At 35.7% G+C, this 16,493-nt stretch carries 13 protein-coding genes; all 13 read left to right on the plus strand.

The annotated features are described in order from the left end of the window. The 13 genes from BKP45_RS06470 to BKP45_RS06530 all read left to right on the plus strand — a co-directional run bounded on the left by BKP45_RS06470 (position 1) and on the right by BKP45_RS06530 (position 16,424). The gene (locus tag BKP45_RS06470) at positions 1–738 is read left to right on the plus strand and encodes a ThuA domain-containing protein (RefSeq protein ID WP_071388840.1); all 738 of its coding nucleotides are present in this window, start codon (positions 1–3) and stop codon (positions 736–738) included. Positions 739–750: 12 nt separating this feature from the next. Then, a complete protein-coding gene (locus tag BKP45_RS06475) occupies positions 751–1,776 on the plus strand; it encodes a Gfo/Idh/MocA family protein (protein WP_071388841.1) in 1,026 nt (341 codons plus the stop codon). Between the two features lie 98 nt (positions 1,777–1,874). After that, positions 1,875–2,843 (plus strand): sugar phosphate isomerase/epimerase family protein, encoded by a 969-nt coding sequence (locus BKP45_RS06480; RefSeq protein WP_071388842.1) that lies wholly within the window; start codon positions 1,875–1,877, stop codon positions 2,841–2,843. 25 nt (positions 2,844–2,868) lie between these two features. Next, positions 2,869–3,921: a Gfo/Idh/MocA family protein gene (locus tag BKP45_RS06485; protein WP_071388843.1), complete on the plus strand. Its 1,053-nt coding sequence runs from the start codon at positions 2,869–2,871 to the stop codon at positions 3,919–3,921. 144 nt (positions 3,922–4,065) lie between these two features. After that, positions 4,066–5,034 (plus strand): ROK family glucokinase, encoded by a 969-nt coding sequence (locus tag BKP45_RS06490; RefSeq protein WP_071389065.1) that lies wholly within the window; start codon positions 4,066–4,068, stop codon positions 5,032–5,034. Between the two features lie 101 nt (positions 5,035–5,135). Beyond that, the gene (locus tag BKP45_RS06495) at positions 5,136–6,932 is read left to right on the plus strand and encodes a cache domain-containing sensor histidine kinase (protein ID WP_071388844.1); all 1,797 of its coding nucleotides are present in this window, start codon (positions 5,136–5,138) and stop codon (positions 6,930–6,932) included. Beyond that, positions 6,913–8,514, plus strand: coding sequence for a response regulator transcription factor (locus BKP45_RS06500; protein WP_071388845.1), 1,602 nt, complete (start codon positions 6,913–6,915; stop codon positions 8,512–8,514). The genes BKP45_RS06495 and BKP45_RS06500 overlap by 20 nt, the downstream gene beginning before the upstream one ends. Positions 8,515–8,746: 232 nt before the next feature. Then, entirely contained in the window at positions 8,747–9,676 is a 930-nt protein-coding gene (locus tag BKP45_RS06505) for a carbohydrate ABC transporter permease (protein ID WP_139193768.1), read from the plus strand. After that, the gene (locus BKP45_RS06510; protein ID WP_071388847.1) at positions 9,676–10,503 is read left to right on the plus strand and encodes a carbohydrate ABC transporter permease; all 828 of its coding nucleotides are present in this window, start codon (positions 9,676–9,678) and stop codon (positions 10,501–10,503) included. The genes BKP45_RS06505 and BKP45_RS06510 overlap by 1 nt, the downstream gene beginning before the upstream one ends. 93 nt (positions 10,504–10,596) lie before the next feature. Further along, complete coding sequence (locus BKP45_RS06515) at positions 10,597–11,877, plus strand: ABC transporter substrate-binding protein (protein WP_071388848.1); 1,281 nt, start codon at positions 10,597–10,599, stop codon at positions 11,875–11,877. Between the two features lie 329 nt (positions 11,878–12,206). Then, complete coding sequence (locus BKP45_RS06520) at positions 12,207–13,088, plus strand: dihydrodipicolinate synthase family protein (protein WP_071388849.1); 882 nt, start codon at positions 12,207–12,209, stop codon at positions 13,086–13,088. Between the two features lie 17 nt (positions 13,089–13,105). After that, positions 13,106–14,770 (plus strand): dihydroxy-acid dehydratase, encoded by a 1,665-nt coding sequence (ilvD, locus tag BKP45_RS06525; protein WP_071388850.1) that lies wholly within the window; start codon positions 13,106–13,108, stop codon positions 14,768–14,770. Positions 14,771–15,335: 565 nt separating this feature from the next. Next, positions 15,336–16,424, plus strand: a complete 1,089-nt coding sequence (locus BKP45_RS06530; RefSeq protein ID WP_071388851.1) for a LysM peptidoglycan-binding domain-containing protein — start codon at positions 15,336–15,338, stop codon at positions 16,422–16,424. Positions 16,425–16,493 lie beyond the last annotated feature (69 nt).

Raw genomic sequence — 16,493 nt, forward strand, 5'->3', positions numbered from 1 at the left:
ATGATCAAAGTTACAGTTTGGAATGAAAATCGTCACGAACAAAAAAATCCACTTGTAGGAGAGGTATATCCAGAAGGAATTCATGGTGCAATTGCTAGCTTTTTAAAGGAAGATTTTGAGGTTAGAACAGCAACTTTAGACGATGAGTTTCATGGACTTACAGATGACGTATTAAAAGAAACTGATGTATTACTTTGGTGGGGCCATATTGCCCATGATGAAGTAGACGATGGGGTTGTTGAAAAAGTAAAACAACGTGTTCTTGATGGAATGGGTTTGATTGTTCTTCATTCAGGTCACTTTTCAAAAATTTTCAAGACGCTAATGGGTACTACATGTGACCTTAAATGGCGTGAAGCCGACGAAAAAGAAAGGTTATGGGTAATAGATCCAAGTCATCCGATTGCAGAAGGCATTGGTGAATGTATTGAGCTTGAAAAAGAAGAGATGTACGGGGAACACTTTGATATCCCAACCCCAGATCAAGTAATTTTCTTGAGTTGGTTTGAAGGTGGGGAAGTGTTTAGAAGTGGTTGTACGTTTAAACGAGGTAAAGGCAAAATCTTTTATTTCCGTCCTGGTCACGAGACGTATCCAACTTATTATCACAAAGACATTCAGCAGGTGATCAAAAATGGTGTTGAATGGGCGAAACCTACGAAACTACCAAAACCCGTATATGGGAATGCAAAACCATTAGAAGAAATTAAATGTAAAAACCAAAAAATTAAAAATTAGGAGTGGGTATAGATGAGTACATTAAAAATCGGAGTTATTGGTTGTGGAAGTATCGCAAAACATCGTCACCTTGTGGAGTATGCACAAAATGAACAAGTAGAAATTGTTGCTGTGTGTGACATTGTAAAAGAACGTGTAACTGAGTTTGCAGAGTTATACGAGGCAAAAGCTTATACAAATTATGAAGATTTACTAGCAAACGAAGATATTGATGCAGTAAGTGTTTGTACACCAAACTACTTGCACGCACCGATTTCAATCGCTGCATTAAATGCTGGAAAACATGTTTTATGTGAAAAGCCAATGGCAACGTCAAAAGAAGACGCAGAAGAAATGATTCAAGCTGCAGAAGCTTCAGGTAAAAAACTAATGATTGCTCATAATCAACGCTTTGTCCCTGCTCATCAAAAAGCAAGACAATTGATTGAAAAAGGTGAGTTAGGAAAAATTTATAGCTTCCGTACGGCTTTTGGTCATGGTGGGCCAGAAGGATGGAGTGCAGATGGAGCAGATAGCTGGTTCTTCAAAAAAGAAGAAGCTTTTATTGGAGCTATGGGTGACCTTGGGGTTCACAAAACAGATTTATTACGCTTCATCTTAGGTGAGGAATTTGTTGAAGTTGGTGCCTTTGTTGAAACAAGCGCGAAGGAAAATGCTGATGTTGATGATACAGCGGTTTGTGTACTGAAATCAGAAAGTGGCATTATCGGTACGTTAGCAGCTAGCTGGTCGTATGTTTCACAAGAAGATAACTCAACGGTTATTTATGGTGAAAAAGGAATTATGCGTCTACTTGACAACCCAGTAGATTCTCTAATTATTCAATACCAAAATGGCGAAGTTGCCAAGTATGAATTAGGAAAAATGCAAACGAATGAGGCTGGTGGCCAAACGTCTACAGAAGTTATTGATCGCTTTGTAAACTCGATCATTAATAATGAAGAATCACCAGTATCAGGTGTAGAAGGATTGAATTCTCTACAAGTCGTATTAGCGGCACTTGAGTCACAAGAAACGAAGAAAATCGTTAAGATCTAACAAATAAGTAGAAGGAGCCATCGATAGTGTGAGTTAAAATTCTCACTATCGAATGGCGATTGAAAAAATAACCCGAATAATTAGGAGGCTTATTTACTATGAAACTAGGTGTGTTTACAGTATTATTTTCTCAAAATAATTTTGAAGAAATGTTAGATATCGTTCAAAAAGCAGGCGTTCAAGCGGTAGAAATCGGTACAGGATGTTATCCAGGAAATGCTCATTGTAATCTTGATGAGCTATTAGAAAGTGAAGAGTTACGTAAAGATTATTTACAAAAAATAGAATCTCGTGGTATCCAAATTAGCGCATTTAGCTGTCATGGTAACCCGATTTCACCGGAAAAGTCATTTGCAGAAGAGTCACATGAAACATTATTGAAAACGATTAAACTTGCTAGTTTAATGAATGTTCCGGTTGTTAATTGTTTCTCTGGAACAGCTGGTGATCATGAAGAAGCAAAATATCCAAACTGGCCAGTAACACCATGGCCAAATGAATTTGGCGATGTGTTGAAGTGGCAGTGGGAAGAGAAATTGATTCCTTATTGGAAAGAAGTTGGACAGTTCGCACAAGACCATAACGTGAAGATAGGTTTAGAACTTCATGGCGGATTTTTAGTGCATACGCCATACACGCTTTTAAAATTAAGAGAAGCAACATGTGATGCCATTGGTGCTAACCTTGATCCAAGTCATCTTTGGTGGCAAGGAATTGATCCAGTAGCAGCTATTAAAATTCTTGGTAAAGAAAATGCCATTCACCATTTTCACGCAAAAGATACGTACATTGACCAAGAGAATGTCAATATGTACGGATTAACGGATATGCAGCCTTATGGGGAAGTACAAACAAGAGCATGGACGTTCCGTTCAGTAGGGTGTGGTCATAGTATCCAAGAGTGGTCAGATATGATCAGTGCATTACGCACTTATGGATATGACTATGTTGTCAGTATTGAACATGAAGATCCACTTATGTCGATTGAAGAAGGCTTCCAACGAGCAGTAACAAATTTAAAATCAGTCATCATTGCAGAAAAACCTACGGATGCTTGGTGGGTGTAAAACTTACGTAAGGGGAGTGGATAAAATGGGAATGAAACTTGGTATTATCGGTTATGGCGGCATGGGCTATTGGCACGGTGAATATGCACCACGAGCTGGAGTTGAAGTAGTTGCCGCTTATGATGTTGATCCAAAACGCTTAGAAATGGCGAAAGACAATGGTATTGAAGCTTATGATAATTTAGATGAGTTTTTAAAACATGATGGAATGAATTTTGTCGTCATTGCTACACCAAATGACGTTCATAAAGAATTAACGATCAAATCAATGCACGCAGGTATGCATGTCATGGTTGAAAAACCCGCAACGATGTCAGTGACTGACTGGGATGATATGGTGGCTGAAAGTGAGAAAACGGGTCAGATTTTAACGGTTCACCAAAACCGTCGTTGGGATAAAGATTACAATGTGATGCGTAAAGTTGTCGAAGAAGGAAAAATCGGTGAAGTTTTGTCCATCGAAAGTCGTGTATTTGGAACAGGTGGAGCGTTCTTCGGTTGGCGCAGTTTTCCTGAATATGGTGGCGGCATGATTTTGGATTGGGGCGTTCACCTCTTTGACCAATTATTAGGTATGTACCCTGATATTAAAGTAACAAATGTTTATGCGAAACTAATGACTGTACTTGATCAAAAAGTAGACGATTATTTTAAAGTAACACTTACATTGGAAAACGGTCCGTTACTACATGTAGAAGTAGGAACGTATGCTTTCTATAAGCTACCTCGCTGGTATGTTATCGGAAATGAAGGTACATTACAAATTGATGATTTTGATTGTGAAAAGGGTGGCTATATGAAACCACGTTATACGGATACGCCAGTCGCTGAAGTAGTTGTCATGACATCTGCAGGTCCAACACGTATGATGGCACCTCGACCACCAGAAACAAAGGAAGACTTCCCACTACCAGAAGTAGAAACTGATTGGACAGAACTTTACCAAAATTTAGTGGGTGTAATGGAAGGAAAAGAGGACTTGATTGTCAAGCCGCATCAGGTTCGTAGAGTACTAGAATTGATCGAAGTCATCTTCCAGTCAGCTGAGGAAGATCGTTCAATAGAGGTACGTATTTAATATTTTAGATTTATTAGTGAAAGAAATTTATTTATACTAGAAGAAAGGATCCTATAATCAAATTTAAAAAGATTATAGATTCTTTCTTTTCAGTGTTTTTACAATTTTAAATAATAGAAATTTAGGAAAAGGACTGATTTGGAAATGGCAGAGAAATGGTTGGTTGGTGTTGATATTGGTGGAACGACGATTAAACTAGCGTTTATTAGTGAAGCTGGTGAAATCATGACAAAATGGGAAATTGACACAGATAAAAGCAATAATGGACAACAAATTCCTACTGATATTGCGAAAGCTATTCAAACAAAATTAATCGAACTAGATCAACAGAAAGAGAAACTAATTGGCATTGGGATCGGTGCACCTGGTCCAGTTAACTTTCATGATGGATCAATCGAAGTAGCTGTAAATTTGGGGTGGAAAAACTTCCCTCTAAAAGCGCTTCTTGAGCAAGAACTTGGCTTACCTGTCGTTGTTGACAATGATGCGAATTTAGCAGCACTAGGTGAAATGTGGAAAGGTGCTGGAGAAGGAGCGAACGATTTAATTTTTGTTACATTAGGTACAGGTGTTGGTGGCGGTATTATCTCAAGCGGGAAGATCGTACACGGAATTAATGGGGCTGGTGGTGAAATTGGCCATGTAACATCAGTGATAGAAGGTGGAGCACCATGTAATTGTGGGAAAAAAGGCTGTCTTGAAACCATCGCATCTGCAACAGGTATTGCTCGATTAGCAGTAGAAGCGATTTCTTCTACGGATACACCTAGTCAATTAAGAGAGTTATACAATGAGCAAAAGAACTTAACAGCAAAACAAGTACTAGATGCAGCAAAAGAAAAGGACGAGCTTGCTAAAAACGTGATTGATCAAGTAACCCTTCATTTAGGGTTAGCGTTAGCAAATTTATCTAATGGTTTAAATCCAGAAAAGATTGTTATTGGTGGTGGTGTTTCTAAAGCGGGAGATACAATACTAGTACCCGTGAAAGAACAGTTTGCTCGCTTTGCATTCCCTAGAGTGTTAGATGGTGTAGAAATAACAATTGCAACAATCGGTAACGACGCAGGTGTCATTGGTGGCGCTTGGTTAGCCAAAACAAATTTTAGATAAAACGAGCTTAACAAGCATTTAATCTTAAATATACTACTGAAAGCATATCTACGTGAAGATATGCTTTCGTACTTTACCTAATAAAAGTAGGGGGCATTTCAGTGGTTAAGACAAGCATAAGAAATAAATTGATCGTCCTATTATTGTTAGTAACCATTGTCCCATTTGGTAGCGCCATCTTTGTAACCTATATTTATACAAAGGAATCGTTAAATGACCAAGCTATTCAAACAAACCTCAATCTTCTTTATCAAGGAAAAGTAAATATCGAAGGTTATCTAAGTGAGCTAAATAACCATACATTATCGATTTATAGAAACGTAGATTTCATGAAACATTTAAAAATTAGTCCTTTTCCTTATGATTATTTAGCTCAACGCGTAATAAGCAACATGTTACTTACAATATTATATGCAGATGACGATATACAACGAGTTTCATTATCAGGTATAGAAAGTACAAGCTTGGTTACAGCTTCTAGACGTTCTTCCGTTGCCTACTTCGAAAATGTGATTGACCCTAATCAGGAGAACAACTTAGTTGCTAAGGTAAGCCCATATAATCTTTATATAAAATCTAACCCTCAATCCAAAGAAAAAGGTTTAACCTCTTTTACTTTACATCGGTCAATTGTTAATGTTCCATCTAGTGAGGTGCTCGGTTTTATTTCATTAGAAGTTGTCCCTCGTAAGGTAGGACAGTTAAGCAAGCACTTGTATGATGAGGGAAAAGAGGAATTTTATATTTTCACTCCTGAGGGAAATGTTGTTTACAGCTCTCAATATGGTGTGAAAACAGAAAATGCTTTTGAGCCTTGGGGGCAAAAGTTACTTGAGGCTTCTGAGTTAAGTGGTTCTATAATATGGAATGATGAAAATTTTCATGGAGTCATCGTTTATGAGACGATTTCGCCACATTTAGGTGGTTGGATGTTAGTAAAACGACTTCCATATCATACTTTGCACGAAAGTGCCTATGGTGTGGCGATGATCAATATTGTATTTGGGGTAATTGGTATTTTCATTGCTGTTTTAGCGACATTATTTGTTTCATATAAAATTACTTCACCAATAAGAATCCTAGTGAAAAACATTCGCCAAGTCGAAAAGGGAAATATGCAGGCAAAATTCCAATCATTAGGAAGTGATGAAATAGGTGTGCTTGGTGAAAGATTTAAAATCATGATGGAGCGGATTAATAAGCTTATAGATCGTGAGTATAAGCTAGAATTAGAAAACAAAACTAATCAATTAAAAGTATTGCAGTCACAAATAAATCCGCATTTTTTATATAATACACTACAATCAATTGGAACAATGGCATTAAAAAGTAAGAATAAAGAAGTCTACTCGGCGTTAACTGACCTTTCTCAGATTATGAGATATGGCATGAATACAGATGAGGGAGTTGTTTCTCTAGTAAAAGAGGTTAATTATATTAAAGCCTATTTATTGTTACAAAGGCAAAGATTTAGTGATGATTTTGAATATATACTAGACGTTGAAGAAGATGTCTTAGATGTAAAGGTACCAAAAATGACTTTACAGCCGATCATTGAAAACTATTTTAAACATGGATTTCATGCGAACGATGGCGTAGGGAAGTTGACAATCGAGTGTAAACGTAAAGAATCTACTTTGCTAATAAAAATTCGTGATAATGGAACAGGAGTATCAGAGGAACGCCTTTGTGACATTGTTCATCATTTAAATGCAGAGCACAACCGTGGGCGCGAAGATACAAATATTGGACTTAAAAATGTGTACGTACGTTTGAAACTTTATTATTCAAACAAAGCTACGTTTGAACTTCAAAATTTAGACGAAGGCGGCTTCCTTGTAACAATGAAGCTCCCACTTGAAATAGGAGGTAGCAGAGATGAAGGCAATCATCGTTGATGATGAAAAACATGTTCGTGAAGGTTTGATGTTATTAGCTGATTGGGAAAATCAAGGAATTAAAACAATTTTTGAAGCCTCAGATGTAGAAGAAGCAATAGAGATCATTTCAAAGCATAAGCCTGAAATTATTTTTACTGATATGAACATGCCTAAACGAGATGGAATCGATCTATTAAAATGGCTTCATACTTCAAAGTTGAATTGTAAGACTATTGTAGTTAGCGGTTATGATGATTTTCATTATATGAGAAATGCTATCGCATGTGGGAGCTTTGATTATATTTTAAAACCTATTCAAGAGGATATTTTAAATGAAACGTTAGCTAAAGCTGTACATGAATGGAAGGAACAAAATCAAGACAGATTATCAAATATTGAGAATAATAAGGTGATTAATGAAGTAAAGCCATTATTTTGGGATTACCTTCTATCTGGAATACTGGATAAGCCTAACTTATCGACTCGAGCTATTGAACAAATTGAAAAAGTATATCAGGTTAATGTATCATCATCTCCACTCACAATCGCTTTAATTCCAATGAAAATGATCATTCAAAAGAAATATCGAGATGATGTCAATTTAGCTTTCTTTTCTTTATTAAATATTTGCAATGAAGTGTTGAGTGAGCGGAAAATGGGAATTGCCTTTCGCAACATGAATAAGGAAGAAGAACTTGTCCTAATTCTATGGAAAAATAACGGAATAAAAGTAGCATTAGAACAAATATCTACAATGATTTATCAATGTACAGCGGTCCAGTCTCCAATCGTTATAGGGCAATCATCTATTAAATGTAATGAGGCTTATGATTCGTCAGTTCACTCTCTTCTAAATTACAATTTATTGGAAAATGGTAGGGGCATTAAAGTTGTATTGGAAAAAAAACCAATAACAAAGTCGATTATTCATCTCTTTGATTACTCTGAGGAAATAAAATGGGCGATACAAAGCGGTAGTACCGAGCAAATAGATGGTATTTTAGAGAAAATTCATCAAATGTTTGTAAAAGATAACTATTTTTCATTAGAGCAAATACAAATTTGGGAAAATCAGTTTGAACTCTTAAAGGATCACTGGTTAAAAGAATATGAGATTCAACGACAGAAAAATTTATATCAGGGATTCGATTATTGGGATGATTTTGGATTTTTTTCGCTCTCTAAATTTAAAGAAGAGAAGAGAAAAGAATTTTATGATTTGATAGAAACTGTGTTTAATGTTCAATTTAAAAAAGAAAAATCCAGTGTTGAAATGATAGAAGAGTATATTAGAGCAAACTATGAAAAAGACATCAAACTTCAAGATATCGCTGATCGGTTTTATTTAAGTAGAGAATATATTTCAAGAAAGTTTAAACAAGAATATCACGAGACGATTACAGATTACCTCACAAAAATTCGCATTGAAAGAGCAAAAGGGTTATTAGAAAATCCTTATTTGAAAATATATGATATTGCAGAGGCTGTCGGCTATCAAAACGATAAATATTTTATTAAAGTATTTAAAAAATTAGAAGGTATGACACCGAACGAATATCGAAGCCAAATACGATGTCTGACACCGAAAATGGACAAATGATCGAAGTGGCCGTGTGGATTGGACATTTTTAAGAGGAGATTAGGAGAAAGGCTATTCTCCTCTTAAATTTTGAATGTTTTTGAGTGATAGATAAAGGTGTACATTATTGATCTGTAAGAGGTCAAAAAAGTGCACCTTTATAGTCAATCCTGTTACTATTCTCACATCCTAGTTATTTATATAATGAAAGCGTAATCAAAATATTGTAGGTGGTGAAAGTAACGTGGAAAAAATGTTGGAAGTAAATTTGAAAACGAATACAAAAACTGAGACGACATCTAAAAGTAGAGTTAAGTTGAAAAAAATAGTAAGCTATGCTGCTTTTGTTGGACCGGCTCTTTTATTCTTTATTGTTATTCAAATTATTCCATTTATTATGGGAGTTTACTATTCTTTTACATCTTGGAACGGAGTTAGTTCAGTCGTTGAATGGGTAGGTTTTGACAATTATAAGCGAATTTTTACAAGTGATGAGAGGTTCTTTAACTCCTTCATGTTTACAACCAAATTTATGTTCACAGCAGTTGCAATTAGTAATTTGATTGGGTTTACTTTAGCGTTAATATTAAATGCTGCTTTGAAAACGAAAAATATATTACGTACAGTATTTTTTCTTCCAAACGTCATTGGTGGACTACTACTAGGTTTTATTTGGCAGTTCATTTTTGTTAGAGGATTTGCGGCAGTAGGTGATTTAACGAACATTGCATTCTTTCAACAAGCTTGGTTAGGTGATGCTGATACAGCTTTTTGGGGTCTAGTCATTGTATTTGCGTGGCAAATCAGTGGGTATATGATGATTATCTATATTGCAGCACTACAAGGTGTTGATTACTCATTAATAGAAGCAGCTAAAATTGACGGAGCAAATGCTTTTACTACTCTTACAAAAGTGATTATTCCGTTAATTCTACCGGCGTTTACAATCTGTTTTTTCTTAACGATTTCAATGGCGTTTAAAATCTTTGACCTTAACTTGTCACTTACGGGTGGAGGACCATTTAACTCGACACAATCGGTTGCAATTAATATTTATCAAGAAGCATTTACAAACAATAATTACGGATTAGGGACAGCTAAATCAATTTTATTCTTCCTAATCGTAGCAATTGTTACAACGATACAAGTTATGTATACGAAGAAAAAGGAGGTTGAAGCATAATGAATCCCAAATATACAAAAAAGACTTTTACATTGGAAATTTTTGCGATTTTATTAGCGTTGATATTCATGGTTCCTTTTTATTTCGTTATCGTAAACTCAGTAAAAAGCTTCTCAGAAATTCTAGTAGATGCTGCAGCGTTACCAAGTAAAATTTTATTTTCAAACTATGCGAAAGTGTGGGACATTCTAAATTTTCCAACAGCGTTTATAAATTCTTTCGTTATCACTGTTTTTAGTATTATTGGAATTGTCGTTATTTCGTCAATGGCAGCATGGAAAATGGTAAGAACACCAGGAATTTTGAGTAAAGTTCTTTTTATCTGGTTTGTTTCAGCAATGGTTATACCATTCCAAACGGTTATGATCCCGTTAATTAAACTAGGCGGAATGTTAGGGATTATGAACAGCATCCCTGGAATCATCATGATGTATTTTGGCTTTGGTGTACCGCTTTCACTCTTTCTCTACCATGGCTTTATTAAAACGGTACCAGTTGAAATAGAAGAAGCTGCTACTATCGATGGGTGTACACAATTTGGAGTGTTTTGGAGAATAGTTTTCCCACTATTAAAACCGATTACGATAACAGTCATTATTTTAAATACATTATGGATTTGGAATGATTACTTATTACCGCTTCTTGTCTTACAAGATGCATCTTTACGAACCATACCACTGGCCACTAGCTCGTTTTTTGCTCAATACACAAAACAGTGGGATATGGGACTAGCTGCATTAGTATTAGGGATTACACCAATCATCATTTTCTTCTTATTTTTACAAAAGCAAATTATTAAAGGGATTGCTTCTGGATCGATTAAGTAGAGTATTTATGTACTAAATCTGTTATTAAATTTTGCAGCTTTGTTGCAAAACTATATAAAAAATATCAAAAAGTTTGAGGAGGTCAATGGTCTTATGAAACGTTTACTAGGTTTATGTTTATCAATGATTTTATCGGTAGGTATTCTTGCTGCTTGTGGTAGTAAATCAGAAGAAAGTTCTGGAGGGGAAGTTAAATCTGATGATAGTGATAAGGTAGTAACTCTTAATTTATTCAATCCTAAAGTTGAAATTGCTGATGAGTTACAAGAATTACTTAAGGAATTTGAAGCAGAACATCCCAATATTAAATTTTCACTTGAAACCATTGGTGGTGGTGCAGATAGTGATGCTGCATTAAAAGCAAAATTTGCTTCTGGCCAAGCACCTGATATTTTTAACAACGGTGGTTTCAAGCAGTTAGAGCTTTGGAAAGAACATTTAGCAGATTTATCAGATGAACCATGGGTAGAACATCTACTACCGATTGGAGCAGCACCAATGACTGATGAAGATGGGAAACTGTATGGTATGCCTTTTAACCTTGAAGGATATGGCTTTATTTATAATAAAGATTTATTTGAACAAGCGGGAGTTACAGAAGCACCAAAGACAATATCTGAATTAATCGATGCAGCTGAAAAATTAGAACAAAATGGTATTACTCCATTTGCAGCAGGTTATGGTGAATGGTGGGTTGTAGGACAGCACTTAATTAATGTTCCTTTTGCTCAACAAGATGATCCAAATGCTTTTATCGAGAACCTAACAAATGGTACAGAAACTTTTAAAGGTAATTCTCATTTTGAAAACTTCAAACAAATTATAGATGCAGAAATTAAATTTGGAAATACAAATCCATTAACAACAGATTACAATACACAAGTTACATTATTTGCTACAGGTCAAGCTGCAATGCTTCAGCAAGGAAACTGGACTGAAAACATGATTTATGAAATAAATCCTGATATGAATATGGCATTTCTACCGATCCCATTAAATGATGAAGAAGGTGCCGATCGCTTACCTGTAGGGGTTCCAAATAGCTGGGTTATTAACAAGAACTCTGAACATATTGAAGAGGCAAAGTTATTTTTAAATTGGATGGTTTCTTCAGAAGTAGGACAACGCTATATTACAGAAGAGTTTGCATTCATTCCTGCTTTCGATAATATTGAACCTACTGGATTAGGGGCATTAGGAGAGTCTATTTTAGAGTATTCTTTAGCAGATAAAACGATACCATGGACATGGTTTATGTGGCTTGATGGAGCTAACCAGGATTTCGGAGCAGCAATTCAAGAGTATGCAGCAGAACAAATTGATTATGAGACAATGTTAGAGCGTCTACAAACTGCTTGGGATAGTAGAAAGTAATTGTTTATACCCCCTTTATATAAAGAAGCACATCAATTTTGATGTGCTTCTTTTCATCCTTTATTAAAAAAGTAATGGTCTAACTATAGGGATTAAAGCTTTTTTTAAGAAAATGAAAACATTGATGATCATTATTTGATTCGTTATAAACTGAGAGGCGATAAGGGAAATGGTTATGATAAAGGATAACTTATACCAAATTACGAAAAAAAATTTCGTGAATTAGTATATTTTTTTAAAAAATATTCACTTTGCTGTAGATAAAAGAAAAAATTTTTCGTATAATATAAATAACAAAAAACATTTTTTCTTGAAAGGGGAATGGATAAATGATACACGGTGTAATTCCTGCAGTTCTAACACCTTTTACAGCTAGTGGGGAACTAAATGAAAAGGCTTTACGTAATTATGTTGATTTTTTAATAGAAAAAGGAGTACATGGTTTATTTCCATTAGGTACAAATGGCTCTGGTCCATTAATGTCCTTAGAAGATCGAAAAAAGGCTATTTCAATCATTGTTGAAGTAACAAATAAGCGTGTCCCAGTGATTGTTCATGCGGGTGGAATTTCTACAGAGGAAACAATTGAGTTAACAGAGTATGCAGCTAATGTGGGCGCGGATGCAGCTGCAGTAGTAGCCCCTTGGTATTTTCCACATGATGATATTTCGTTAGAATTGCATTTTACAGCAGTTGCAACAGCAGTACCAAGTTTTCCTATCTATTTATATAACATACCAGGTAACGCAAAAAATGATTTGAAACCAAAATTAGTGAAAAAATTAGCTGACAAACTATCAAATATCAAAGGGATTAAAGATAGTTCAAAAGATTTAGCGAGATTACAAGATTACATCGCAGTATTAGGAGAGGGCTATGATGTTGTTGTTGGAACAGACGCACTAGTTTATCCGGCATTAGCTATGGGAGCTACTGGGGTTGTATCTGCAGTAGGAAATTGCTTCCCAGAGGTAATGGTAGAGTTATATGATGCATATGTTGCTGGAGATTTAGAGAAAGCAAAAGAATTACAATATCGAGCTAATAAAGTTCGTGATGTACTTAAGCTTGGTTCATATATAACGCCTTATTATGAAGCGCTAAAGCTACAAGGAATTGATGCAGGTGAAGTAAAATTACCACTTCGACCATTAACTGATACAGAGAAAGAAACATTAAGAAAAGGATTAGTAAATCTTAACTTATTATAAAAGGAGACGATCAAATCATGGGTGATAAAATAAACGAAATTGCTCCATTTACACGAGCAATATTAAAAGCGCATTTATGTTCATGTGGTGTAGATTATAAAAGTATGGATAAACCAGTAATTGCAATAGCAAATTCATGGAATGAAATTGTTCCTGGACACGTACATTTACGTGAACTTTCTGAACGTGTAAAAAAAGGGATTCGTGAAGCTGGTGGTTTACCTCTTGAGTTTAATACCATTTCTGTGTGTGATGGAATTGCCCAAGGTCACGAGGGAATGAGATATTCTCTACCTAGTCGTGAAACGATTGCTGATAGTGTGGAAATTATGGTGAAAGGCCATGGTATGTTTGATGGAATGGTTGTTTTAAGTTCTTGTGACAAAATTGTTCCAGGAATGATGATGGCAGCTGGCCGTTTGAATTTACCTAGTTTAGTCGTATTAGGTGGAGTTATGCCAAATCACATTAAACCATATGAATCAAAAGCAGCTAGAAAAGACTTTTTAGCAGGAAAACTTGATGAAGAAGGTTTAGTGAAAATTACTAACCAGTATTATCCTAGTGCAGGAGCATGTCCGTTTCTTGGAACTGCTAATACGATGCAAGGTCTTTCAGAGGCTCTTGGTATGGCACTTCCGAAAACATCTTGGATGCAAGCTCTTTCTGATGAACAATTAGATGCTGCCGAAGAAGCAGGACGTCAAGTTGTTGAATTAGTGAAAAAGGGTATCACACCGAAAGACATTATGACACAGGAAGCGTTTGAAAATGCTATTTCAGTTTTACTAGCTATGGGTGGCTCATTAAATGCATGTTTACATTTACCAGCAATGGCTCATGAAGTTGGTCTTGAGCTTCCATTTGATCTTTTCGATAAGATTAGCAGAAAAGTTCCGTTCCTCGCTGGGGTTACACCTAATAATAATGAATATACAACAAATGATTTGCAGCGTGCAGGTGGAATGCCAGCATTAATGCAAGAATTACGTTCATTACTTTATTTAGATGCAATAACTGTAAACGGAAAAACTGTTGGAGAGAATATTGAAGGTCATGATGTTCTTGATCGTGAAATCATTTATCCACTTCAAAAACCAATAACACAAGAAGGTGGTATTGCCGTCCTTAAAGGAAACTTAGCGAAAGACGGTGCCCTCATTAAACAATCAGCAGTTTCAAAAGAACTATTAACGTTTTCAGGTCCTGCAAAAGTATTTAACTCTGAAGAAGATTTCGTTGCCGCTTATGAAGTTGATAACATCCAAGAAGGTGATACAGTAGTTATCCGTTACGAAGGTCCAAAAGGTGGTCCAGGAATGAGGGAATTACACCGTTGTACAGAGGTGCTAGGTAAGTTTGATAGAGTAGCATTAATTACTGACGGACGTTTTTCTGGTGCAAGTGCAGGACTTTCTATCGGGTATGCTAGTCCAGAGGCAGCTGAAGGTGGTACGATGGCACTAGTACAAGATGGGGATATGATCGACATCGATATCCCGAATCGTTCGATTACGTTACAGGTTTCTGAGCAAGAGTTAGCTCGTCGTGCAGAACACCTAGAAATTCTTAAGCGGGAAGCAAGTAAGTTTTTACGTATGTATGCTAATAATGCTTCGTCCGCGGCTACTGGTGGAATTCGTGTTGTTAAAGAAAAAGAAAACGAACCAATTTTAAAATAAACGAAAGGTGACTCAAACCCTCTTCATATCGTGGTGGCTGAGTCACCTTTTTTCTATTACAAAAATAAAAGCGTTTATGTTTGTTTTGGTATTAGTCTAAAATCTATTGTTATAAAATTAAACCAATAGGAAAGTTTGATAGAGTAGCTTTAATTACGACGGTCATTTTGCGGGGTATAATACAAAAATCTCCTATTGTAGAAGAAGTGGACCTTGTTTTGTTCCCTAAACAAATAAGTCTTTTACAAAGGAGTTTTTACTTTGAATAAAAAGTCTAGAGCGAGAGTGGCTTATTTGCTTACCTGTTACTACTGTGTATTAGTAGTAACAGGATGATCTTTCGCTAAGTCTTTTGGCGCAGCTATAGAAAACGTTTCCTAGGAAAAATCCCCCTATCGTACAACTCACCACTACTCCCTTTTGCCTGTTAAGTAATTTTAATGAAAGTACTATTTTCCCCTTTTTAGCAAAGTCTCTTCCCAAACGTGAGAAATTGTCTAATAATAAGTGAGGTTGTCAAACAAAGTAGATTTTTGGGGACTTTGTTACATAGGGAGGATATTCAATGTTAAAAGAAAACATAGAAATTACTAGAACACGGAAAGAGAGAATAGTAGAGGAAAGGTTCAAAGCTAATAAAAGAAAAAAAGTCAAACTTGCAGGATACGTTTTAGCTGGAACTGTCGCTACAAATGCTTTCATGAATGTTAATTATGTTGGATCGGCAAAGGTAGAAGCGTGTTCTCAAGTCTATACAGTCCAACAAGGCGATACACTATATTCTTTAGCAAAGATGTTCAACGTTACAGTAGATCAGATTAAGAGTGCAAATGATCTTGTAACATCTCACATTAAAGTTGGGCAAAAACTAGAACTGCCTGCCATCTATTACACGGTTTTACCTGGTGATACCCTTTTCTCTATAGCAAAAAAACATCAAGTTACCGTTAGAGATTTAAAAATGGTGAACAATTTGACTTCTGATCATATACAAGTCAATCAAACACTAATCATGCCCGAAACGTCTAGTTCTAAAATTGTCAACGAAGTCTCACCTCCTAGCGGGCAAAACGAACAAGAACTAGCTTCAACTTATACTGTCGTTCAAGGCGATACGCTATTTAGAATTGCACGCATACATAATACAAGTGTTCAAGAACTTAAGAGTTTAAATAATTTACCATCTGACTTGATTCGAGTTGGACAAAAATTAAATGTTACTGCAAAAGCCGAGCAGAAATATGATAATGCAGTTATAAATAATATAAGACATAAAGACGATACACAAACTGAACAAGTCAGAAGTTCTATATACACTGCTGTCCCGGGAGATACGTTATGGGGTATTTCGAGGCGGTTTAACCTTCCAGTTTATGAACTTAAGCACATGAATGGATTACAAGACGATATTATTTTGATTGGACAAAAATTAATCATTAGTCACAGTGATATTCTATCAACAAGAGCTGAAGTGATTGGTACAGTTGACAGTACACATGTAGCTTTTTTTGCTAACCATGTGGAACGCGTTCTCAAAATTCCTTATGGCCAAGCGAAACATTACGAAGCATTGGTAGGTCAAAAGGTTACGATCTTCTTCTTAGATGGACCATCTCCTACTCTAATTAACTATACTCCATTTTTTGGAGAATGACCTTCTGGGTGTTGCACAACTTGTAAAGGGTCATGAATAATGTTCGAAAACAAATCTAAATAAAAAGAA

This window comes from Anaerobacillus alkalidiazotrophicus (assembly GCF_001866055.1).